The organism is Streptomyces sp. NPDC043861, from assembly GCF_056435905.1.
Genome location: NZ_JBWKDP010000018.1, coordinates 109,936 through 132,788, shown reverse-complemented (window position 1 = coordinate 132,788; position 22,853 = coordinate 109,936). Strand labels below are relative to the sequence as shown.

Sequence of the window (22,853 nt, the reverse complement as noted above, 5' to 3'; positions counted from 1 at the left end):
ACCGGCACCCGGTGCGGCCCACGGCTGCCCTGTCATGTGCCCTGTCGCGCGGGCTTGCTGAAGAAGCTGACAGGCCGCTGCTGCCGTTGTCCGTCGACGACGATGTCGACGGACTCGTTGTAGAAGGCCACCCGGTCCTTGATGATGTCCACGGCCGGCAGCGGATCGGGGTAGCTCCAGGCGACATCGGGCCGCACATCGCCGCCGCCCGCCCACGACCAGTACTCGCTCGCCACACCCTTGTACGGGCATCGGGTCCGTCCGTCGGTCCGTACGAACAGGTCGAGCCGTACGTCCTCTCGCGGGAAGTAGTACCGGACCGGCAGATGGGTCTCGAACAGGAGCACCGGGGCATACGAGTCCGCGACGACCGTGCCCTCGATCTCCACCTGGACGTGCCGGGTGCTGGGCAGCGCGTCCACCCGGCGGTGAGGGTCACGCGGATGCACGAAGATCTCCTCCTCCTCTTCGTACCAGTGGTCGAGCACCTCACGTCCGAACCACTCGAAGCAGATGTGGTCTGCAAGCTCCTCGCCGGGATAGGTCCAGGCTGCGGCCCGGACGACCTGGTCACCGAGAACGAGGTCGTAGAAGAGCGACGCTCCGGCGTGACGCCGGGTGGTGGCGTTGCGCGCCGTCGTTCGCAGCAGGTCCGTCCGCACGTCCTCGGCAGGGAAGGCGTACAGCGGTACGGGGCGCCCGGGCTCCCACACCAGGAGGGGCCGACGGCTGTCGACCACCGTGACATCGCCCTTGGTCCCGCGTACCCAGCGCTCACTGGGTTCCCAGGTCACGCTGTCGGCCGGATCGGGCCGTCGGCGGACGACCGGCACCGCTTCCGGATTCCCACTCGATGTGGTCACAGGTATCGCCTCCTCGGGCGCGGCGTCCTCTCCCCAGCCAGCATCACGGGTCCGGGGGAAGACCGCATTCGGCGGCACCGCACATGGCCGGGAGGGGCCCTTGCAGAGAGGTACGGCAGGTCGGCGGATCCGCTGCCGTGCGTCGCCGGTCCGGCCGCCGGCGGCCCAAGGGCGGAACAAGGGCGGCCGTGGGAGGGGGGCGCTCCTCGATGGCGGGCGGCACCGGGTCATGGGGCGATGCCCCTCGACAGCCCCGTCAGCAGCCGGACCCGACTCACGTCAAGCAGCCGGACCCGACTCATGTCAGCAGCCGGGCCTGGTGTGCGTCACACGTCGGCCGGCGGCCGGCCCAGCTCCGTCAGGGCATGTGTCAGCCACTCGATCCAGAACCGCTCCAGATCGATGCCGCCCCGCAGCACCACATGCCGCAAACGGTCCTCGGTGGAGTCACGCCCCGGCGGGAAGTGCCGCTCCTCGATGTCCATGTACTCCGCCAACTGGCTTCGGTGCAGCGCGAGGTGGCGACGCAGCTCGGCTTCCAGCCCCTCCGTACCGACCACGGCCGCTGCCCGCATCCGCAGCAGCAGGGCATCCCGGATCGGCTTCGGGTCCTCGGTCCTGCCCACCCACGCGGTCAGCTCCGCGCGGCCCGCCGGCAGCACTTCGTACTCCTTCTTCTGCCCGCGTGACGGCACGGCGGACGGCAGGGCACGGATGTGCCCCGCCTCCTCCAGCTTTCCCAGCTCCCGGTAGATCTGCTGATGCGTGGCCTGCCAGAAATAGCCGATCGACCGGTCGAAGCGGCGCGTCAGTTCCAGCCCCGACGACGGTTTCTCGAGCAGGGCGGTCAGGATCGCGTGCGGGAGGGACATGAGCGCATCCTAGGTTCCGGTCCACCCGGTCGGGCGGGGTGGACCCGGAGCCGTGACCGGGAAGGTCTCCAGGCAGGACCTTCCCGGTCCCAGGCTCAGATCGCCGCCGCCAGACGTGTGCCCTGGTCGATGGCGCGCTTGGCGTCGAGCTCGGCGGCGACGTCGGCGCCACCGATGAGATGGACGGTGCGCCCCGCAGCGCTCAGCTCCTCGTAGAGGTCACGCCTCGGCTCCTGACCGGCGCACAGCACGACCGTGTCCACGGCGAGAGTCATGGACGTACCGTCGACGGTGATGTGCAGACCGTCGTCGTCGATCCGGTCGTACGTCGCCCCGGCGACCATGGTGACGCCGCGGTGCTTCAGCTCGGTGCGGTGGATCCAGCCGGTCGTCTTGCCGAGCCCCGCGCCGACCTTGGACGACTTGCGCTGCAGGAGGTGCACGGTGCGCGGCGGCGCAGGCCGCTCGGGGGCCCGCAGACCTCCCGGCTCCCCGTACGAGGTGTCGACGCCCCACTGCCGGAAGTACGTCTCCGGGTCGAGGCTCGCACCTTCGCCGCCGTCGGTGAGGAACTCCGCGACATCGAAACCGATTCCGCCCGCACCGACGATGGCCACCCTCTCGCCGACCTCGGCCCCGTCACGCAGCACATCGAGGTAGCTGACCACGCTCGGGTGACCGATTCCCTCGATCTCGGGGGTGCGGGGACTGACTCCGGTGGCGACCACGATCTCGTCGTACCCGCTGAGCAGCTCCGGCGTGACGTACGTCCCCAGCCGGATCCCGACTCCGCGCAGTTCCAGCTGTGTACGGAAGTAGCGCAGCGTCTCCTCGAACTCCTCCTTGCCCGGCACCCGCTTGGCGATGTTGAGCTGTCCGCCGATCTCCTCGGCGGCGTCGAAGAGGGTGACCTCGTGTCCGCGCTCGGCCGCCGACACCGCGAACGCGAGGCCGGCGGGTCCGGCGCCGACGACGGCGAGACGCTTGCGCAGCCGGGTGGGGGCGAGGACCAGCTCGGTCTCGTGACAGGCGCGCGGGTTGACGAGACACGATGTGATCTTGCCGCTGAAGGTGTGGTCCAGACAGGCCTGGTTGCAGCCGATGCAGGTGTTGATCGTCTCGGCGCGGTCCTCCTGCGCCTTCACCACGAACTCCGGGTCGGCCAGGAAGGGCCGCGCCATCGAGACCATGTCCGCGCGCCCCTCGGCGAGCATCCGCTCGGCCACCTCGGGCGTGTTGATCCGGTTGCTGGTGACTAGGGGCACCGAGACCGAGCCCATCAGCCTCTGCGTCACCCAGGTGTATGCGCCGCGCGGCACGGAGGTCGCGATGGTCGGAATGCGGGCCTCGTGCCACCCGATGCCGGTGTTGATGATCGTCGCACCGGCTGCCTCGATCTCCTTCGCCAGCGCCACGACCTCGTCCAGCGAGGAACCGCCGGGCACCAGGTCCAGCATCGAGAGCCGGTAGATGATGATGAAGTCGTCGCCCACCCGCTCGCGCGTGCGGCGGACGATCTCGCGCGGGAAGCGGGTCCGGTTGGCGTACGAGCCGCCCCAGCGGTCCTCGCGCCGGTTCGTGGCCGCGGCGATGAACTCGTTGATGAGGTAGCCCTCCGAGCCCATGATCTCGACGCCGTCGTATCCGGCGGACTTCGCCAGCTCCGCGGCCCGCACGTAGTCCTCGACCGTCTGCTCGACCTCTTCTTCGCTGAGGGCGTGCGGGACGAACGGGCTGATCGGCGCCTGGAGCGCACTGGGCGCAACGAGCTGCGGGTGGTACGCGTACCGGCCGAAATGCAGGATCTGCATCGCGATCCGGCCGCCTGCGGCATGCACCGCGTCGGTCACCGTACGGTGCTGAGCCGCCTCCGCCTCGGTGGTGAGCTTGGCGCCGCCCTCATAGGGACGTCCCTGGTCGTTGGGGGCGATGCCACCGGTCACGATCAGTCCCACACCGCCACGTGCACGGGCGGCGTAGAAGGCGGCCATCCGCTCGAAACCGTTCTCCGCCTCCTCCAGACCGATGTGCATGGAGCCCATCAGCACCCGGTTCGGGAGCGTGGTGAACCCGAGGTCGAGCGGGCTCAGCAGATGCGGGTACGGGGTCATCCGGCGCCTCCTCGCGCAGTGTCGTCGTCCCAGTTGTAGACCGTCGGAGGAGGGTTGTGCAACAAGTTGCATAAGGCTGGGGGAGTGAGCTGCGCTACGCGACCGGGCTGAGGACGCCTCCGAAGCGGACAGAGGCACGGCAAAAGCGTGCAGAGGGGTGCGAAGGCCGAAAAACTGGCCCGGAAAGGTGCAGGGCGGAGGCGGGGAGGGCCCGCCGCAGGACGTAGGCGGGGACGAAACCCGCCGGGGCCGGGACGCACGACGCGTCCCGGCCCCAGACCCGGGACCGGCCTGGCGTCGCCGCCCGGCGGACTCCCCGGTACCGGACGTCGGGCGTCCGGCAGGGGAGTGCGGCTCGCCTACGAACCCGGCCGTGCCACCGCCCAGCGGTCCAGCTCCTCAGGGGTCCGTGGCCCGGGCGCGGCCGGGCCGAGCAGGCCATGGGTGCGCAGTACTTCCGCCACCGCCATCGCCCATGGGCGCCGCAGCCGCGCCGCGTCCAGCAGCTCCTGGTCGGCGAGCAGCTCCGCGATCGGCCCGGTCCGCAGACCGGACGGGGACAGCACTGCGGCGTCGTCGGCCCAGCGGAGGGCGAGATCCACGTCGTGCGTGGCCATCACCACGGTGGTCCCGCTCCTGCGCAGTCGGTCCAGCACCTCGAGCAACCGTTCCTGGCCGTGCGGATCGAGACCGGCGGTCGGTTCGTCCAGGATCAGTACGCGCGGCCGCATCGCCAGGGCCCCCGCGATCGCCGCGCGTTTGCGCTGGCCGTACGAGAGCAGATGCGTCGGCCGGTCCTCGAGCGCGGTGATGTCCAGCGCCTCCAGCGACTCGGCGACCCGGGCCCGGACCTCGTCCTGGGGAAGCCCGAGATTCATGGGTCCGAACGACACGTCCTGGCCCACGGACGCGGCGAACAGCTGGTCGTCGGGGTCCTGCACGACCAGCTGCACGGTCGTCCGGAGCCGGGTCAGCCCGCCACGGTCGTAGGACACCGGCGCGCCGTCCAGCAGCAGCCGGCCCCGGCCGCACCGAAGCCCGCCGCTCAGCAGCCGCAGCAGCGTCGTCTTTCCGCTGCCGTTGCGGCCCAGCAGTGCCAGCGAGCGCCCGGCAGGGACCGCGAAGTCCACGTCGCCGAGCACCTGGGGGCCGTCGGCGTACGCGTATCCCACGCCGTCCAGCTCCACCACGGCCGATGCGGACCGGATCCTCGTGGACGCAGTCATGACAGGGACCTTTCCAGTACGAGGGTGAGAGCCACGATTCCCGCGAGAAGCACGCCCGTGGCCGTCAGGAAGCGCACGGAAACCGATGCCTGCGGCACCAGGACCCGCAGGTTCCCGTCGTAACCGCGCCCGGCGAGTCCCGTCTGCAGCCGGTGCGCGCGGTCGAAGGCGCGGACGAACGCGGTCGCCCCGAGGCCCGCGAGGGAACGCCAGGTCGCTGCGCGGGTGGTGTGGCCGAGCCTGGCGGCCTGCGCCTGGCGGATCCGGCTCACCGAGTCGAGGAGCAGAAAGCTGATCCGGTACATGACGAGGGCGACATCGACCACAGGCGCCGGCACGCCCGCACGCACCAGCCGGGGCAGTACGTCGGACACCGGCGTGGTGAACGCGAACAGCAACACCCCGAGGGACGCCGCCGATGTGCGCAGCAGCAGCCGCCCCGCGTGCAGCGGCCCGTCGGGAGCAAGAGCCACCACACCGTCGGGCCCGCCCACCGCGAACAGCAGCGGCACCGCTCCGGTGACACAGAAGCCGAGCGGAATGCGCCAAGCCCGCCACAACTGATGCAGCGTCACCCCGGCGGGCCCGAGCAGCACCACCACGGTGACGGCCGCGACCAGCACGGCGCCGGGCCAGGGCGGCAGTGAGACGGCACAGACGGTCAGTCCCAGCCCGAGCACCGCCTTCTCGCATGGATGACGGCGGCGCCAGCGACTGCTGTGCGCCGCCGCGTCGATCGGCAGCATCGGCGGTTACGCCGTGGTCCGGCCGGCGGGGGAGTCCGCTTCCTCGGTGGCCGTGGTCGATGCGCCGTGTGCCTCCGCACGGGCCTCGCCCTGGCGGCGCCCCTTGCGCAGTCCGAAGTAGTACGCCAGTACCCCCGCGCCGAGCGCCGCCTGCAGGGCGAACAGCGCCGATTCGATCTCCCCCGAGGGGGGCTCGTACAGCGGGGCGAACCAGGGCTCGTAGTCCGGCTGCAGCTCGGTGATCGCCGTCTCCGCCTCGGCATCGGCGCCGGTGAACGGCTCCTCCTTGTGGTCACCCAGCCCCAGCACGAGCGGAAGTACCGCCAGCGCGGCCACGAGCGCCAGAAGCAGTGCGTTGATCTTCGTGTTGCGGTTCATCGGGCAGCGGTCTCCTTCGTCTTGCCCTGCTCGCCGCCCTGGAGCAGCACACCGAGGCGGGTCAGCTCACCTCGGCTGGACTGCACCAGAAGGCGCATCACCAGCACGGTGAGCAGGCCCTCGCTGACCGCGAGCGGGATCTGGGTGACGGCGAAGATGCCGCCGAACTTGGCGAGCGCGCCGGGGACGCCACTGCTCGGGTCGGGGAACGCCAGCGCCAGCTGCACGCTGGTGACGCAGTACGTGGAGAGGTCGGCCACGAACGCGCCGCAGAACACGCTCACCATCACCGGCAGTTCGAACCGCCGCAGCATCCGGTACACCGCATATCCGGCCCATGGGCCGACGATCGCCATGGAGAAGACGTTGGCGCCGAGAGTGGTGAGGCCCCCGTGCGCCAGCAACAGCGCCTGGAACAGCAGCGTGATGGTGCCGAGCACCGCCATGATCGGTGGTCTGAACAGGATCGCGCCGAGACCGGTGCCCGTGGGATGGGAGCAACTGCCCGTCACCGAGGGAATCTTGAGCGCCGACAGTACGAAGGTGAAGGCACCGGATGCGCCGAGCAGCAGAGTCGACTCGGGGTTGGCTTTTACCTCCCGGGTGAGTGCCCTCACTCCGTGGATCACGAACGGGGCGGACGCGGCGCCCCAGGCGGCCGCGTGCAACGGGGGCAGATACCCCTCGGCTATATGCATGGTTGGGGAGACCCTCTCCAGCACCTCGTGGATGGACAACGCGCCCTGGCCGGTCTCCTGGCTGACGGGTCCTGCCGCCCGGGCTCCGCCTTCCCGGACGTCGAGGTCTCCCTCGGCGATCCAGTGGCTTCCTTGCGGATGGAGCCGGACTTCCCGATCACAGTGGCGAGGGCCGCACCGGTACTCCACCGGTTTCCCGTTCACCAAGGCGGTGCGACATTAGTGCTTTGACCAGGTACATCACAAGCCGCGCACGGATGCGCAACGTCACACCTTTCGGTATGCGTACGCCTCCGTGGCCGCCGCTTCCACCGCATCCAGGTCGCCGCCCGCCGAGGCGGTGACGAGCGCCGCGACCGCCCCTTCGACGAAGGGCGCGTCCACCAACCTGGTGTCCCGGGGCAGTTCGTCCCCCAGGGCGAGCAGGGTCTTCACCGTGAGTACGGCACTGCCGAGGTCCGTCAGCACCGCGACGCCGGCGCCCCGGTCCACCTCCTCCGCGGCCCTGGTGATCAGCTCCGAGCTGGTGCCGAGCCCGCCGTCCGGTGTACCGCCGGCAGCCGCGACCGGGGCGGTTTCGCCGCCGCCCGCGAGCCCCCTGGCGAGATCGGCGACCGATGCCGCGACCTCCGCGCTGTGCGAGACGAGGACTATCCCGACGGGACTCACGAGGACTCCTCGGCAGCGGGCCCGGCCTCCGCATCGGCCAGGGCGGCGATCAGCAGCGCGGAGGACGTCGCTCCCGGATCCTGGTGCCCGATGCTGCGCTCGCCGAGGTAGCTCGCCCTGCCCTTGCGCGCCAGCATGGGCACGGTGGCGAGTGCGCCCCGCTCGGCGGCCTCCCGGGCGGCGGCGAAGGACTCGTCCATCGCCTCCACGGCCGGCTCCAGCGCGTCCAGCATCGTCTTGTCGCCGGCCTTCGCCCCACCGAGCTGTGCCACGGCGGCGACGCCGGCGCGCAGCGCATCGGTGAGCTGCTGGGGCGACACCTCGGCGGCGTCGCCGAGCGCCTTGCCCGTACGCCGCAGCAGCGTTCCGTACAGCGGCCCCGACGCCCCGCCGACCGTCGAGATCAACTGCCGTCCGGACAGGACCAGTACGGCTCCGGGGGTGTCCGGCGACTCCTTCTCCAGAGCGGCCTTGACCGCGGTGAAGCCACGCTGCAGATTGGCGCCGTGGTCCGCGTCGCCGATGGGTGAGTCGAGCTCGGTGAGGTGTGCCGCCTCACGGTCCACGGCGGCGGCTCCTAGGTCCATCCACCTGCGGAAGAACCCGGTGTCCAGCACACGGCCTCCTTCGTTCTGCCCCATGGATCAGCGTCCCCACCGCAGCGCCGGGGTCTGTACCGGCGCATCCCACAGCCGCAGCAGCTCCTCGTCCATCGCGCAGATCGTCACCGAGCAGCCGGCCATGTCGAGCGAGGTCACATAGTTTCCGACGAGCGTACGGGCCACCGGCACACCCCGCTCGCCGAGCAAACGGTGCACCTCCGCGTTGAACCCGTACAGCTCCAGCAGGGGGGTCGCGCCCATGCCGTTGACGAGCACCAGGACCGGGCTGGACGGCTTGAGGTCCTCCAGCACCGCGTCGACCGCGAAGTCGGCGATCTCCCGCGACGTCATCATGGCCCGGCGCTCGCGCCCCGGCTCGCCATGGATGCCGATGCCCAGTTCCAGCTCGCCGGGCGGGAGGTCGAACGTCGGAGTCCCCTTGGCCGGCGTGGTCACCGCGCTCAGCGCCACTCCGAAGCTCCGCGAACGCGTGTTCACCTCGCGGGCGATCGACGCGACACGCTCGAGCGGGGCGCCCTCCTCGGCCGCGGCACCCGCCATCTTCTCGACGAACAGGGTCGCGCCCGTTCCGCGCCTGCCTGCCGTGTACAGGCTGTCCGTCACCGCCACGTCATCGTTCACCAGGACCTTGGCCACCTGGACTCCTTCGTCCTCGGCCAACTCGGCGGCCATGTCGAAGTTCAGGACGTCACCCGTGTAGTTCTTGACGACGAACAGCACACCGGCCCCGCTGTCGACGGCGGCCGCGGCGCGCGCCATCTGATCGGGCACCGGTGAGGTGAACACCTCTCCGGGACAGGCCGCGGACAGCATTCCCGGCCCGACGAAGCCGCCGTGAAGCGGCTCATGCCCGGATCCGCCCCCGGAGATCAGTGCCACCGTCCCGGCCACGGGCGCGTCCCCGCGCACCACGATCCGGTTCTCGACGTCGACCGTGAGTTCGGGATGTGCGGCGGCCATACCGCGCAGGGCATCCGCGACGACCGTCTCGGGGACATTGATGAGCATCCTCATGGGTACCTCCTGATGAGACCGGCAGCACTCGATCTGGATGGGTTCTTCGCAGGTCAGGATGCGTGTCGCAAGTTTTTGATCTTGGTCGTCCCGGAGGTTCCCCGCCGGGGGCCGGACAGGTTGGTGCTCCTTCCAGTATCGAGGCAACCGGCCCGTCGGGCGCCCGCATCCGTGCGGCTTCTTCCCTCCCGGTGCCCTTCGGGTCCGGGCCCCGTCCGGTGGCGAACGGTCCACCCTTGGCGCGTCGGCCCCCGTGAACAGCAGGGGGCCTGCCGGTCAGACCGGCAGGCCCCCAGAGGAGGTCGACTCCCCTCAGCACATCTTGTAGTCGACGCGGGTCGAGTTGTACGAGCAGGTGTCGACCCTCGTGCCCGACGGCTTCTTCAGGGTCGCGGTGTCCTTGTCGTTGTTCCACACGTACCAGCCGCGCTGCTGGTAGAGGTTCGAGCTGCTGTTGGTCCCCTTGCCGGTGCGTACCGTGACCGTCTTGCCCTTGCCGAGGGTGAAGGTCCCGAAGGTGTACTTGTGGTTCGACGCGTCCGTCAGGGTCCAGCCCTTCAGGCTGACGGCAGCCGACGTGGTGTTGCGGATCTGCACGTACTCGGCGTTCAGGCTGGAGTTGGCGCCACGGTCCGAGCCGGGGCTGTCGTAGTAGATCTTGTACAGGTGGACCGAACCGGCTGCCTGAGCGGGTGACGGCAGCAGGAGCAGGCCCGCCGCCGCCGACATGACGGCAGCGGCGATGGTGCGGGTACGGAGCATGGATGTCCCTCAGTTCGGCCGGGCACCCCCCAATACGGGCCCGGCGAGGCGCCCAGCCTAGGTGCTCCTCGCCCGCCGCGGGCCCGGAGTTGCGAACTCGGGTGCCGTTGATGTCAAGCCATCCGCTCCGAAGAAAACGTGAGGGAATGGTGGGGAAAGAGTGATGAGGGGGTCGGAAGTGTCCGAGGAAGGCTTCGAGGGAGCCGGGGGAGGGTTCTGGGAGAGGCTCTGAACGAGCGTGTGCCGCCCCGCATGCCCGGGGGAGACGGCTCGCGGACATGCCGGCGGATGGCGCGCAGGCCGCCTCGGTACCGCTCGTGCCTTTGCGCTCAGTACCGCTGTGCCTTCGCGACCGTGGGTGTCAGATTCAGCTCAGCGGGCTTCCGGCTGATGGCGAGGGGCTGGGCCTGCTCACCGGGGTCGAGATCCTCCGCTCCCACGATGCGGGACTCCACCACCTTGCCCGAGGAGTCGGTGAAGTCGACCTGCACGGCGTACGAGGCCTGCTGGTCGGTGCGGTTGGTGATGGTGACGACGACGACTTGGAGCCCGCCGGTCTCGGAGCGGGGTTTTCCCGTGAGAGAGACATCGGACCGTGCGTTGCCACCGTCCTGCACCTTCTTCAGCTCGGCGGCGGCAGCGGCGTTCGCCCTCGCCGCCTCGGCCGACACGGAGGCCTCGAATGCGGATGCGGCAGCGGACGCGGAGGATGCCGCGGCGCTGGCGGCCGCGGCGGCCGCGGCGGCCGAGGAGGCGGCGGAGGCCAGTGCCGACGGCGGAGTGCCCGTGAACGACGCCGTGTCGGGTGGTGTCGGGCGCGGACTGAGGGGCGTGCTGCTGCTCGAGTCGCCGCTCTCGGTGCCGCACGAGACGAGGGCGGCCGTGCCGGACGTGGCGGCGACCACTGCCAGTACGGCAGTCGCCAGACGCCGCTTACGGGAGTGACGCTTTCCGCAGGTGGTCACGAAGGCTGTCCTTTCGCTGCGTGCGGCGGAGTGTCAGTCCCCCCGGACCGCCCGGTTCAGTAGCGAAGCGCGCTCGCGATGCCGCCCATGCCGGCGAGCGTGCCATCGGGTACGAAGCGGACCTCCGCTCCTGTGTCCAGCGAGCGTTCGACGATGTCGTCGACGATGTCGTCGACGGCATCCAGGGCACCGGGTTCGGCCGGGACCAGATGGCCGCCCGAGTTGCGCACGGTCTCCCGGTAGTTCTCCTCCACGGCCAGCAGGGCGACCCGTCCGGTTTCCACGTTCTGGTGGATCTCGTCCACTCCGGCGGCGAAGGCACGCCTGCCGCGCGCCTTGTCCAGCTCCTCGAGTACGCCCACGACCTCCCTCTCCGCCTGGGCCTCGATGAACGGCCGCACTGCGTTCCACACGGCTTCGGCAGGGCCGTTGGCCAGTCCTCCCTGCCGGACATGGACGGCCACCCCCTCGGCCACCGTGCCGGCATCGTCGATGAGGGCGAGAGCGGCGGCCTCACCGGCCACGTACAGCGGTCGGGGGTCGGACCTGAGCACGGCTCCGAGGGCGGCGTCCGCCCCCTTCAGGAACTGCCGGGTCGCCTCGTCGGTGAAGGTGCTGGGGACGTCACCGATGCGTTCGCGGCGTTCGGCATCGAAGTTCTCGGTGGTGCGGATGAGAGGGAAGCCCCCGTCGTCGGCCTGCGTGACGCGATCGGCCGTGCCGCTCCACAGGGTGACCCGGTCCGCGGATACGGCCAGCACCCAGAAGGGCCGCTCCGAGGCCTGCGCCGACACGAGATTGCGGGTCAGGAAGGTGTCCGAGAGCACGACGCGCTCGGGCACGGTCCGCCCGAGCGTCCACACCTCGTGCTCCCCCGGTGCGGCGAAGACGGCGAGGCCGTCCTCCGCGTGCACCGGATCGATCTCCGACAGGGCCTTGTCCAGCTGCTCGACGACCTCGATCCGGGTCGCCCGGGTGACGGAGGGATCCGCCTCCAGCTGCTCCTTGGCCTCCGCCACCAGATTGCGGAGACGAACGTGATCCTGCGCCTTGTCCGGCTCGCGTCGATGCGTGGGCATCAGAACCGAAACCGCCGGATAGGGGCGTTGCCGGCGAAGTCGGGCGAGGGTGGCGGAGCTGAGAGAGGGGTGCATCGGAACCCTTTCTGAGCATGCGGGGGGATGGGGCGGACGCGCGTGGCGCGGCCGGGTCCGGACCGGAGCCCGGCCCCTGGCCTCCTACTGCGAGCCGGTGAGCTGCTCAGCGAGCGCCTTCTCCTGCTCCTCGTCGAGCGAGGTCTTCAGGAGGGTGCCGCCGTGGCGCTGCATTTCCGCGGTGAACCTGTCCTCGGTGATCTCCGAGGCCATGATCACGACAGCCGTGGAGCCGGGTTCCAGCAAGGAGTGGACCTTCTCGCGGAATGCGTCGTCGATCCCCATCTTGCGCAGTTTTCCGAAGAGCCCCCCGAGTGCGGCGCCCACCACACCGAGGCCGGGGGTGGCGACGATGAGGCCGATGACCATGGCCCACAGTGCGCCTGAGGTAGCCGACAGGGCCACTTTCTCGTCCCTGCGGGGCGTATCCACATGGGTCTCGCCGGCTTCGTCCACCGTGACCACGGCAACACCGGCAAGGTCGACCACCTTGTCCTTCGCCAGCTGCTGGACTGCCTTGAAGGCACCGTCCGCGGCCGAGGGACTGTCATAGCCGATGACAATGAGCTCGGACATCAGTGCCTCCTTGGACAACCGGACCGGCACCTTTGAACCATATGTCCGTTTCATTGTCGGCGCGCCCGGATGTATGGGGCACCTATTGAAGGGGTGACCGAGGCGCTCCGGAGCCTCGGTTTCCTTGTCCGCCGCGTACGGTCCGGCCGATCCGGGTGAGTCCACCGCGGTCCGCCGGGTGGTGGATGTGCGGGTGGCTCGCGTTCCCGGAAGACATATGACTTGGCGGTAACAAGTCATTGACTTCGCCAACTCCTCTTGGTTGAGTGGCTCATCCACTGAGCCACTGGGGAGGATTGGCGTGGAGGCATTGCCCCGCGAAACCATCGTCGACGTTCTGGAGAGCCGGCTGCGCGAGGACATCCTCGCCGGGCGTCACCCCGCCGGCAGTTACCTGCCACCGGAGCGTCAGCTTGCCGACGGTTACGGCGTCACGCGCACCACTCTGAAACACGCCTTCGGCCGTCTTGCCCAGGCCGGACTGCTCGAGACCAGGCACGGAGTGGGCACACGGGTCCGTGACTACGCACGGCTCGGCGGGGCGGACCTGCTCCCCATGCTCGTACGGCACAGTCCCGACTGGATCGGTGAGATCTTCGAAGTCCGGCGCAGCGTCGGCGCGTTGATCGCCGAGCGTGCCGCGGCCCGCGGCACTGCGGAGCGCCGGGCCGAACTGCGCAGCCTGCTCCACGCGGTACGGACGGCCGAGAGCGCGGACGCCGTGCAGCTCGCCGACATCGAGGTGCACCGCGCCCTCGCCCGCGCCACCGGCAACCGCGTCTACGTCCTGCTCACCAACACCCTCTTCAACGCCTATCTGCCGGTGCGGTCCGCGCTCGTGGGTCCCTTCATGGATGCCGAGGTGGCTTTCGGGCGGCTGGAGCCGGTGGTCGAGGCGGTGGGAGCCGGTGACGAGGGCGCGGCGCGGCGAGCGGCCGAGGCATATCTGACGGCGACCGAACGGATCATGCTGGAGGGTCTCGCGTGAGCACAGGCACAGGCACAGGCACAGGTAGGGGCATGAGTGCGGCTGCGGACACCGGTGCGGACGGCGCGGGCGTACGTGGCACGTCCTTCAGCGAGACGATGCTCGGGACGGTCCGGCTCGACGGTGAGGACCGCACCCGCCGTGTGCGCCTCGACCTGCGGGTGTCGGCGGACCGGGTCATGCGGCCCCTCGGCACGACCGAGGCGCGGGCCACGGGCCGCATCCGCATCGCCGGCTGGACGGACGACCCCCGTGCCGAGGGCGAGTTGGAAATCTCGCCGCTGGCCAGGCGCCGAATCCGCTACCGCCTTTCGTTCACCGTCGAAGGCCGCAGGCTCACGCTCGACGGATGGAAGTCCATCACCCCGCGCAGGCCGGTCGCGTCGATGACCGTGCTGCCGTACACGCTGTACGAGAACGGCACCAGGGTCGGCACCGGCACCCTTCGCTTCCCCTTGGCCACGCAGCTCGTGCCGTTCCTCACGAGCTTCCGGTTCCCCGTGCGGGAGAACCCGGACGCGCTCATGGCGCCCCGTTGGAACGGCGAGCCCGGCCGTACCGAGGTCTGGTACACCACCCTGACCGACCCGGCGACCGGCACCGGAGTGTGGCTCCACCACGAACTCATCGCGCCGGCCGACGGATCCGAGCCGTACGCGCACGGCTGGGCCGCCGTCTTCCCCAAGGGCGAGCCCGTGCGGCACGCCCGCTTCGGCCCTGCCGAGTGGACCGGAGGAAAGGCGGGCTTCGCCGCGGACGGGGTGTCAGCCGCACCCGGCCGGCTCACCGGATCTGCCGACACCCTGAGCTGGGACCTCACGGAACGGGCTGCGGACACACCGCTGTTCACCTTTCCGCGCTGGTCCTGGCGCCACCCGCTGCTCCCGGCGGCCCAGATGCTCCCGGCCGCGCGGGCCTCGTACAACGGGACCTTCTCGTACGGGAACACCACCCTGCCCCTCGACGCCGCGCCCGGTGCCTCCGCCCGGATCTACGGACACGGCAACGCCCGCCGCTGGGCCTGGCTGCACGCGGACCTGGGCGGAGGGGACGTACTCGAGGTCGTCGCGGCCGTCTCCATGCGTCCCGGTCTCCGCCGACTTCCTCCCCTGGTGTTCCTGCGACTGCGCCGGGGTGCCCGCACCTGGCCGAGGCGGGCGGAGCGGACAGCCGTCGGATGGGCCGGGTTCGGGCGTTTCCGCGCGGCCATCGGTCTGCCCACCTGGACGGTGACCGGGCGCGCCGGTCTGCGCCGCATCCGCGTCGAGGTCACCCAGCCCGAGGACCGCACGGTCGCGCTCGACTACACCGATCCGGACGGCGCGCAGGCGGTCTGCCGCAACAGCGAGAGCGCCGACGCGCATGTGCTGCTGGAGCGCTGGTGGTGGGGCGGCTGGCGCACCGAGGCCCAGTGGAGCCTGGCAGGCACCGCACACGCGGAGGTGGGTACCCGATGAGCCTCGGCGGATTCGTGGCCGCCCTGATCGCCGACGACGGCACGGGGCAGTGGCCCGCACGAGTGCCCGACAGACTGGACGCCGTCCTCGCGTCTATGCCCCTGCCCGCCCGGGCCGGAGTGCGGGCCGCCGCGCACACCGTCGACGTGTACGCCCTGGCCCGGGCCGGCCGGCGGCTCGCCGCCCTCACCGTCCCCGAGCGGGAGGCCGTGCTCGGCGGTCTCGGCGCCCGGCAGCAGCTCCTCCCGCTGCTCGACGTGGTCAAGGTGCCCGTCCTGCTCGCCGCCGGAACCGAGAGGCTCCTCGAACAGGGCGTACGGAAGCCGCTGTTGACCCGGACCGACCCTCCCCTGGACTGCACACCCGCCGACGCATGGCCCGCCCGCTCGACCGCGGACGCCGTCGTGATCGGCTCCGGCGCGGGCGGTGCCATGGCCGCGCGGACCCTGGCACGGGCCGGGCTCGATGTCGTCGTACTGGAGGAAGGCCACCATCACTCCACCGAGTCGTTCGGGCGGCGGACCCCGCTCGACCGGTTCGCGGAGCTGTACCGGGACGGGGGAGCCACCGTCGCCGTCGGCAGCCCGCCCCTGCTGCTGCCCGTGGGCAGGGCGGTGGGCGGTACCACCGTCGTCAACTCCGGCACCTGCTACCGCACCCCGGACCATGTGCTGGCGCGCTGGACGAAGGACTTCGGATTCGCCCTGGCCGAGGACTTCGCCCCGTACCTCGACGAGGCCGAACGCACCCTGCGCGTGGCCACCCAGCCCCTCGACGTCCTCGGCAACAACGGCCGCATCGCCCTCGACGGAGCCCGGCGTCTGGGCTGGCAGGCCGCACCCCTGCGGCGCAACGCGCCCGGCTGCAAAGGCTCGTGCCAGTGCGTGGTGGGCTGCCCGACCGGCGCCAAACAGAGTGTCCAGCTCTCCGTTCTGCCCGATGCCTGCGCCGCGGGTGCCCGGATCGTCACCGGCGCGGAAGTGCGGCGGATCCTCGTGGACGGGGACCGTCCCGGCGGGCCGCGGGCGGCAGGGGTACAGGTGCGCCGCGAGGGTGGCGGCGGGTTCGAGATCCTCGCCCCCCTCGTCGTCGTCGCGGCCGGCGCCCTGCAGTCGCCACCTCTGCTGCGCCGCTCGGGGCTCGGCGGACACCCCCGGCTCGGCCGCAATCTCAGCGTGCACCCGGCGACGAGCGTCGCCGGGCGCTTCGCCGAACCGGTCACCGCCTGGGAGGGGGTGCTGCAGAGCGTGGGTGTGGAGGAGCTCCACGACGACGGGGTGCTCATCGAAGCCACCGCGACTCCGCCCGGCATGGGCTCCTTCGTGCTGCCCGGCCTCGGCAGCGAGCTGCGGCGCGAACTCGAGGGGGCCGACCGGCTTGCCACTCTCGGCGCCATGATCGCCGACCGTCCGTCCGGCCGTGTGCTCGGCCGCGACCGTACCCTGCTCCGCTACGACCTCGACCGTCGTGATGCGGGACGCCTGATGAAGGCCGTGCACGCCATGGGCCGGCTGCTGTTCGCCGCTGGTGCCGAGGAGGTCCTCACCGGCATTCCCACCGACCCGCGCGCCCGCACACTCGCGGAATTGGACGACATCCTCGCCCGTGTGGGCTCCCGTCGGCTCCACCTCTCCGCCTATCACCCCACCGGCACGGTGGCTGCGGGCGCCGACCCCCTGCGTTCCCCGGCCGACGCGACGGGCAGGCTCCGGGGTGTCCACGGGCTCCTGATCGCGGACGCCTCGGTGCTGCCGGGCTGCCCCGAGGTGAATCCGCAGCTGAGCATCATGGCGGCTGCGCTCGCCGTCAGCGAGGCCCATCTGGAGCGTTGAGTGCCGCATCCGTCGTCGGCACGGCCGCCCCCGGGCGGCCGTGCCGACGCCCGTTGTGCTCCTCGTGGCGGCCCCCGCGTGGCGGACCACCCCGGAGTGGCGCAGCGTGGATCACGGGATCCGTGAGAAAGGTGGAACGGCATGAGCACGAGCGATCCGGCCCCGCGCGTCGTGGTGGGCGTCGACGGCTCACCTTCGTCACATGCGGCGCTGCGCTGGGCGGTCCGGCATGCCGGTCTGATCGGAGCCAGTGTGGACGCGGTGAGTGGGTACGAGTTGCCCGGTGCGCACGGGTGGTCCGCCCCTGCGGTGGATGCCGAGCTCGACGTGGAGAACGCCCGGAGCGCCCTCGCCGAAGAGATCCGCACGGTGCTGGGCGAATGCGGTGAGACCCAGGTCCACGCGCATCTGATGCGTGGCAATCCGGTCGAGGTGCTCCTGAAGGCGTCGGAGGGTGCGGAGGTACTGGTGGTGGGCAGCCGGGGCCGCGGCGGGTTCGCCCGTATGCTGCTCGGCTCGGTGAGCCAGCAGGTGGCCCTGCACGCCGACTGCCCGGTGGTCATCGTCCGTCCCCAGGTCGAAGTGAAGGGCGCCGCGGCGACCTGAGGTGACGGAAAGCGGCCGCCGGTGGCCGCACCGCCGCTCGGCGTCCCCGCCGTACACCACCCGCCGATGATGCCGTGGCGAAATCTGCCGTGCCACGGCGTTCCGGCGCGCAGCCGGTCCCGGTCCGTCCCGGTGCGAGCCCTGCCGTGCCACGGCGTTCCGGCGCGCAGCCGGTCCCGGTCCGTCCCGGTGCGAGCCCTGCCGTGCCACGGGGTCCGGGTGCGCAGCCGGTCCTGGTCCGTCCCGGTGCGAGCGTGCGCCGAGTGCCGCAGCTGCGGCACCACCGTTGCGGCTCCCGGTCGGATTCCCCGCCCCCGCCGAGCCCGACCGGCGACCGAGAATCACTCCGGCCGGGTGACCCTCCGGCCGTACCCCCGCCGGATACTGGTGGAGGGAGGAGGGAGGCATCATGACCACATCCTCCGAATACCGGTCCGGGCGCGGCCCGAAGGACCCGCTCGATGTCCTCGGTGTCGTGGGAGGTTCATGGGGCTGGGCGCTGGGCCTGGCTCTGGCGACACTGATTCCGGGCATCATCGTGCTGGTCTGGCCGGACGAGACGCTTCACATCCTGGCGATCCTCATCGGTCTGCAACTGCTCATCACCGGACTGTTCCGCTTCGTGACCGCGTTCTCCAGCAGCCGTGCGCAGGAGGGCAGCCGTCTGTCACGGGTGCTCATCGCGGTGGTGGCCGTGCTGGCGGGCGTGCTCTGCCTGCGGCATCCACTGCAGACCATCGCCGCTCTGTCGCTGATCGTCGGGGCCTTCTGGCTGTTGTCGGGTCTGCTGACCGCGTTCGTGGCCCTGGCCGACCGTGAACTACCGCACCGGGGTCTTGCCTTCGCCATGGGCGCGCTCGGTGTCGTCGCAGGGATCGTAGTCCTCGCCCTTCCGGTGGATTCCGCGGTCGCGCTCGCCCGGCTGCTCGGGCTGTGGCTCGTGCTGCTCGGTGTGGTCGAACTGGCCGGAGCGTTCGCCCTCCGCGCCGCGACCCGTGACAGAGCCGGTCAGGCCAGGTCCGGAGCGGCCCCGCCCTGAATGATGCGGGAACCGCGGGCCCGAAACACGCGCACCCCAAAGGCGGGCGCGACCCCGTGCGCAGGACAAGGTGCCCGCAAAGGCGGGGCGCCCTCGCGCACCATGCGCGGCAACGCCCGGCACCCGTCCGTTGCCCCTGACCGGACCTTCGGAACCGGATCACCCGCCACGGGCGAGGCACACGGGCCAAGGGAGGGAGTCTGCTCGAGGAGTCCCGGGCCGCACGCCTGTGACCAGGCATGAGACGGCCCTTCGGCGGAGCGGCCGGGCCTGCGCCGGCCTGCCGTGGCTGCCCCGCCGTAGCCCTGTGACGAAACGAGGCACCGACATGACGACGTCCACACCTCATTCCCGCTCCGGCATGTCCGGAGAGGTGGCCGAAGGCCTGGTGCTCTTCACCGCCGTGATGCTCCTGATCGCGGGCATCTTCGACATCTGCCGGGGCATCATGGCGATCGCGAAGGACGCGGTCTTCATCGCCACCCCCGACTATGTCTTCCGGTTCGACCTGACCGGCTGGGGCTGGATCCATCTGATCCTCGGCCTGCTCGCCGTCGGGGCGAGCCTGGGTCTCTTCAAGGCCGCGCCGTGGGCCCGTGTCCTCGGCATCGTCGTGGCATCGCTGCTGATCATCACCAATTTCCTGTCCATGCCGTACCTCCCCGTGTGGTCGATCGTGGCCATCGCCTTCTGCGTCTTCGTCATCTGGGGTCTGTGCGCCGTCGGGCGCGCACCCTTCACGGGCGAGGCACCACCCCGGCCCTGACGAACGGGCTCCTGCCACCCCCGCCGCTCCTATCCTGGTGAGGAAGCGGGAAGGAGCCGCGTGTGGCCGAACGGGAGATCGTCCCCAGGGAGGCGGCCGGCCACGAGAACGGTCCGATGCTCCAGCGTGCGAGGGCTGCGGTCGCCCGGGAGGCATGGGCCGAGGCGTACGAGGCACTCCACGGACTGGACCCCGGTGCGCTCGCCCCGGACGATCTCGCGGCCCTCGCCGACGCCGCCTGGTGGACCAGCCGGGTCGAGGAGTCGGTCGCGGCACGTTTGAAGGCCTACGCCGGGTACACCGCCGTCGGCGATGCCCGGGGGTCCGGCTACAGCGCGTGGATGCTCTTCTACGAATGCCGGCTCGCGGGCCGGGAGGCAGCTGCGGCGGGCTGGCTGCGCCGGGCCAGGCAGGAGCTGTGCGATGTGCCCGAATGCGTGGAGCAGTGCTACCTCGTCTGGGTCGACGCGGAGGAGGCTCAGCGGCGCGGCGCCTTCGACGAGGCCATGGCCTGCGCGGTCCGCATGGCCGGCATCGCGCGACGGTGCGGCAGCCCCGATCTGCTCGCCATGAGCACACAGGCGCAGGCGGCCGTCCTGCTGGCCCGGGGCCGGGTCGCCGACGGACTCGCGCTGCTGGACGACGCCATGTGCGCGGCCATGGCGGGTGAGCTCAGCTCGTTCTTCACCGGCTGGATCTACTGCCTGGGTCTCCAGCACTGCATGGCCTCCGCCGACCTCGGGCGGGCCGGGGAATGGACCGACGCGGCCATGGACTGGTGTGCCGCAATGCCGGAGGAGAACAACTTCCGCGGACTGTGCCGGGTCCACCGTGTCCAGGTGCTCGAGCTGCGCGGCTCCTGGCCGCAGGCCACCGCTGAGGCCTCCCTGACCTGTGAGGAACTGCTGCCTTACGAGGCGACGACGGCCGCCGAGGCGGTCTATCTGACCGGTGAGATCCAGCGCAGGCGCGGTGAGACGGCTGCCGCCGAGGCCTCGTACGGCCGTGCCCATGAACTCGGCCGCGACCCGCAGCCCGGTCTCGCGTTGCTGCGGCTCGCTCAGGGCCACGCCGCGTCCTCCGCCGCCGCGCTGAGGCTCGCCCTCGCGGGCGGCGGCGAGGGGAGCGGGCCGGGGCGGCTCGGCCGCTGCCGACTGCTCGCGGCCCAGGTCGAGATCTCGCTCGCCCTCGGCAGGATCGACGAGGCCCGCGAGGCGGCCGACGAGCTGGAGCGCATCGCATGCGAGTGGGAGCAACTGCGTGAATCCGCGACCACCGTGCTGCACGCGATGGCCACTGCGGCGGGAGGTGCGGTGGCATTCGGCGAAGGCGACCCGGAGCGTGCCGTACGCCTCCTGCGCCGGTCACTGGCGCTCTGGCTGGAGCTGGGGGTTCCGTTCGAGGCCGCGCAGGTCCGGATGGTGCTCGCTGCCGCGGCCCGTGCCGCCGGTGACGACGAGAGTGCGCGCCTGGAACTCGGCGCGGCACGCGCCGCGTTCGAGGCGCTGGGGGCCGTGCCCGACGCCCGTCGCGCCGCGGCCCTGCTCAGGCTCCCCGGCGAGCTCACCGAGCGCGAGGCGGAGGTGCTCCGCCTCGTCGCGGCGGGCAGGACCAACCGGTCCATCGCGGCAGAACTGACGATCAGCGAACACACCGTGGCCCGCCATCTCAACAACATCTTCGCCAAGCTCGATGTGTCCTCGCGGGCCGGCGCAACCGCGTACGTGTACACCCATGGTCTGGCCCGGCCCCCCTGATGGGCTGTTCCGCCCATGCCCGGAGCGCCGGGATGGGCCGTTCCGGCGATGCGCCGGGTCCGGTACGAGGCCTACAAAGGATGCCCAGGCACGTTCCGAGGCCACCCGGAAGGCGGTCGCCGTCATGAACTCCTGTGCACCCGCCCTCGACAGCACGCTCAAGGAACGGCTGAGCGACGCCGTCCACGGCGAGGTCGTCGAGCCCGGCGATGACGACTACGACGAGGCCCGCAGGGTCTACAACGCAATGCACGACAAAAGGCCCGCGGCCGTCGTCAGGGCCGTGGACGTGGGCGATGTCGTCGCCGCCGTCGACCTTGCCCGGGAGCGGGACCTGCTGCTCGCCGTGCGCGGCGGCGGCCACAGCGTCACCGGTCACGGCACCTGCGACGGGGGCCTCGTCATCGACCTTGGCCGGATGCGCGGCATCCGGGTGGACCCGGGGACCCGCACGGTCCGGGCAGAAGGGGGCTGCACCTGGGCGGACGTCAACCATGCGACCCACGCCTTCGGCCTCGCCACCACGGGCGGGGTCGTCTCGACCACCGGCATCGGCGGCCTCACCACCGGCGGTGGCATGGGCCACCTCGCCCGGCGCTGCGGCCTGGTCTGCGACAACCTGATCTCGGCGGACGTCATCACGGCGGACGGTTCGTTCCTGACCTGCACGCAGGAGCGCAACACCGATCTGTTCTGGGCGATCCGCGGCGGAGGTGGGAACTTCGGAGTCGTCACCTCCTTCGAGTACCGGCTGCACCCGGTGGCCGATGTCCTCGGCGGCCCGGTCTTCTATCCCCTCGACGGCGACGTACTGCACCGCTACCGCGAACTCGTCGCCGAAGCCGACGAGATGCTCGGTGCCCTGCTCGTCGTCGCCCTCGGCCCACCCCTGCCGTTCCTCCCCGAGCGCTGGCACGGCCGACCGCTGTGCGGAGTGGTCGTCTGCTGGACCGGCCCCGAGTCCCGGGACGACGAGATCCGTGCCAGGCTCACCGCCCTGGGCCCAGTCATCGGGCGGCACGTCGAGCGCATCCCGTACCCGGTGATCAACACCCTGTTCGACGACCTCCTCCCGGCGGGCCTCTTCCACTACTGGAAGGGCACGTTCAGCAAGGGCCTGCCGGACGGGGCGATCGACGCGTACCTCGAGTACGGCGTCACGACCCCCAGCATCCAGAGCTCGACGGTCGTCTTCCCCCTGGACGGCGCCTGCCACCGGGTTCCCCCCGATGCCACCGCGTTCGCCTACCGCGACGCCGACTTCTCGACCGCGCTGAGCCCCACCCTGCCCACCCGGGCCGAATGCGAGGCGTCCGTCGACTGGGCCCGGGCCTTCGCCGCCGCACTGCGACCGCATTCCCTGGAGGGCGGTTACGTCAATTTCATGGACCACGACGACCAGGCCGAGGGCCGTGTCCGGTCGAACTACCGGCAGAACTACGACCGGCTGACCGACATCAAGCGGCGCTACGACCCCGGCAATCTGTTCCGACTGAACCACAACATCGCCCCGTGAGGCCGACCCCGGCAGGTGGGCGGGGTCGGACCGCGGCGACCGGAGCGGGGCCCTGCGGGACCTGTGAGCGTGACAGCGACGCAGCGTCGTGGGTGGTGGGGCCCGTCAACCGGCCGGCCGCCCGGGCGAGATGGGGCCGATCCGCGAACCCGGTCCGGGCTGCGGCCTGCGCAGGCGGAGCCATGGACAACTCCGCCACTGCCGTCCGCAGCCACTGCCAGGCGCCGCGGTGCCG

The 22,853-nt window shown here is 71.1% G+C and carries 22 protein-coding genes and 1 riboswitch; of the genes, 8 read left to right on the top strand and 14 right to left on the bottom strand.

What is annotated here, in order from left to right; all coding sequences use genetic code 11:
• Positions 1 to 32 precede the first annotated feature (32 nt).
• The 14 genes from AC068D_RS31885 to AC068D_RS31820 form a co-directional block, all read right to left on the bottom strand.
• Entirely contained in the window at positions 33 to 863 is an 831-nt protein-coding gene (locus AC068D_RS31885) for a DUF427 domain-containing protein (protein WP_478826604.1), read from the bottom strand.
• A gap of 326 nt (positions 864 to 1,189) precedes the next feature.
• A complete protein-coding gene (locus AC068D_RS31880) occupies positions 1,190 to 1,735 on the bottom strand; it encodes a PadR family transcriptional regulator (protein WP_478826603.1) in 546 nt (181 codons plus the stop codon).
• A gap of 95 nt (positions 1,736 to 1,830) precedes the next feature.
• On the bottom strand, positions 1,831 to 3,846 hold the full coding sequence (locus tag AC068D_RS31875) for an oxidoreductase (RefSeq protein ID WP_478826602.1): 2,016 nt from the start codon (positions 3,844 to 3,846) through the stop codon (positions 1,831 to 1,833).
• Between the two features lie 359 nt (positions 3,847 to 4,205).
• Complete coding sequence (locus AC068D_RS31870; RefSeq protein ID WP_478826601.1) at positions 4,206 to 5,072, bottom strand: energy-coupling factor ABC transporter ATP-binding protein; 867 nt, start codon at positions 5,070 to 5,072, stop codon at positions 4,206 to 4,208.
• Complete coding sequence (gene cbiQ / locus AC068D_RS31865; RefSeq protein WP_478826600.1) at positions 5,069 to 5,818, bottom strand: cobalt ECF transporter T component CbiQ; 750 nt, start codon at positions 5,816 to 5,818, stop codon at positions 5,069 to 5,071. The genes AC068D_RS31870 and cbiQ overlap by 4 nt, the downstream gene beginning before the upstream one ends.
• Before the next feature lie 6 nt (positions 5,819 to 5,824).
• Complete coding sequence (locus tag AC068D_RS31860) at positions 5,825 to 6,196, bottom strand: energy-coupling factor ABC transporter substrate-binding protein (RefSeq protein ID WP_478826599.1); 372 nt, start codon at positions 6,194 to 6,196, stop codon at positions 5,825 to 5,827.
• On the bottom strand, positions 6,193 to 6,894 hold the full coding sequence (locus tag AC068D_RS31855; RefSeq protein ID WP_478826598.1) for an energy-coupling factor ABC transporter permease: 702 nt from the start codon (positions 6,892 to 6,894) through the stop codon (positions 6,193 to 6,195). The genes AC068D_RS31860 and AC068D_RS31855 overlap by 4 nt, the downstream gene beginning before the upstream one ends.
• A gap of 30 nt (positions 6,895 to 6,924) precedes the next feature.
• A riboswitch (cobalamin riboswitch) is annotated at positions 6,925 to 7,144 on the bottom strand.
• A gap of 17 nt (positions 7,145 to 7,161) precedes the next feature.
• A complete protein-coding gene (gene dhaM / locus AC068D_RS31850; protein WP_478826597.1) occupies positions 7,162 to 7,563 on the bottom strand; it encodes a dihydroxyacetone kinase phosphoryl donor subunit DhaM in 402 nt (133 codons plus the stop codon).
• Positions 7,560 to 8,180, bottom strand: a complete 621-nt coding sequence (gene dhaL / locus AC068D_RS31845) for a dihydroxyacetone kinase subunit DhaL (RefSeq protein WP_478826596.1) — start codon at positions 8,178 to 8,180, stop codon at positions 7,560 to 7,562. Before dhaL ends, dhaM begins: the two co-directional genes overlap by 4 nt.
• A 27-nt stretch (positions 8,181 to 8,207) precedes the next feature.
• Complete coding sequence (gene dhaK / locus AC068D_RS31840) at positions 8,208 to 9,200, bottom strand: dihydroxyacetone kinase subunit DhaK (RefSeq protein WP_478826595.1); 993 nt, start codon at positions 9,198 to 9,200, stop codon at positions 8,208 to 8,210.
• 312 nt (positions 9,201 to 9,512) lie between these two features.
• Positions 9,513 to 9,962, bottom strand: coding sequence for a lamin tail domain-containing protein (locus tag AC068D_RS31835; protein WP_478826594.1), 450 nt, complete (start codon positions 9,960 to 9,962; stop codon positions 9,513 to 9,515).
• Positions 9,963 to 10,291: 329 nt separating this feature from the next.
• Positions 10,292 to 10,927, bottom strand: coding sequence for a hypothetical protein (locus AC068D_RS31830; protein WP_478826593.1), 636 nt, complete (start codon positions 10,925 to 10,927; stop codon positions 10,292 to 10,294).
• 56 nt (positions 10,928 to 10,983) lie between these two features.
• The gene (locus AC068D_RS31825; protein WP_478826592.1) at positions 10,984 to 12,081 is read right to left on the bottom strand and encodes a baeRF3 domain-containing protein; all 1,098 of its coding nucleotides are present in this window, start codon (positions 12,079 to 12,081) and stop codon (positions 10,984 to 10,986) included.
• 84 nt (positions 12,082 to 12,165) lie between these two features.
• Positions 12,166 to 12,657 (bottom strand): DUF1269 domain-containing protein, encoded by a 492-nt coding sequence (locus tag AC068D_RS31820; protein ID WP_478826591.1) that lies wholly within the window; start codon positions 12,655 to 12,657, stop codon positions 12,166 to 12,168.
• A 301-nt stretch (positions 12,658 to 12,958) separates the two neighbouring features.
• Between AC068D_RS31820 and AC068D_RS31815 the strand changes: the two genes are divergently transcribed.
• The 8 genes from AC068D_RS31815 to AC068D_RS31780 all read left to right on the top strand — a co-directional run bounded on the left by AC068D_RS31815 (position 12,959) and on the right by AC068D_RS31780 (position 22,618).
• A complete protein-coding gene (locus tag AC068D_RS31815) occupies positions 12,959 to 13,645 on the top strand; it encodes a FadR/GntR family transcriptional regulator (RefSeq protein ID WP_478826590.1) in 687 nt (228 codons plus the stop codon).
• A 32-nt stretch (positions 13,646 to 13,677) separates the two neighbouring features.
• Positions 13,678 to 15,102: a hypothetical protein gene (locus AC068D_RS31810; protein ID WP_478826589.1), complete on the top strand. Its 1,425-nt coding sequence runs from the start codon at positions 13,678 to 13,680 to the stop codon at positions 15,100 to 15,102.
• On the top strand, positions 15,099 to 16,934 hold the full coding sequence (locus AC068D_RS31805; RefSeq protein ID WP_478826588.1) for a GMC family oxidoreductase: 1,836 nt from the start codon (positions 15,099 to 15,101) through the stop codon (positions 16,932 to 16,934). Before AC068D_RS31810 ends, AC068D_RS31805 begins: the two co-directional genes overlap by 4 nt.
• A 141-nt stretch (positions 16,935 to 17,075) precedes the next feature.
• Positions 17,076 to 17,540: a universal stress protein gene (locus AC068D_RS31800; protein ID WP_478826587.1), complete on the top strand. Its 465-nt coding sequence runs from the start codon at positions 17,076 to 17,078 to the stop codon at positions 17,538 to 17,540.
• A 409-nt stretch (positions 17,541 to 17,949) separates the two neighbouring features.
• Complete coding sequence (locus AC068D_RS31795) at positions 17,950 to 18,579, top strand: HdeD family acid-resistance protein (protein ID WP_478826586.1); 630 nt, start codon at positions 17,950 to 17,952, stop codon at positions 18,577 to 18,579.
• A 328-nt stretch (positions 18,580 to 18,907) separates the two neighbouring features.
• Complete coding sequence (locus tag AC068D_RS31790; RefSeq protein ID WP_478826585.1) at positions 18,908 to 19,345, top strand: DUF7144 family membrane protein; 438 nt, start codon at positions 18,908 to 18,910, stop codon at positions 19,343 to 19,345.
• Positions 19,346 to 19,407: 62 nt separating this feature from the next.
• On the top strand, positions 19,408 to 21,102 hold the full coding sequence (locus AC068D_RS31785) for a LuxR C-terminal-related transcriptional regulator (protein ID WP_478826584.1): 1,695 nt from the start codon (positions 19,408 to 19,410) through the stop codon (positions 21,100 to 21,102).
• 124 nt (positions 21,103 to 21,226) lie between these two features.
• A complete protein-coding gene (locus tag AC068D_RS31780; RefSeq protein WP_478826583.1) occupies positions 21,227 to 22,618 on the top strand; it encodes an FAD-binding oxidoreductase in 1,392 nt (463 codons plus the stop codon).
• The last annotated feature ends 235 nt before the right edge of the window (positions 22,619 to 22,853 follow it).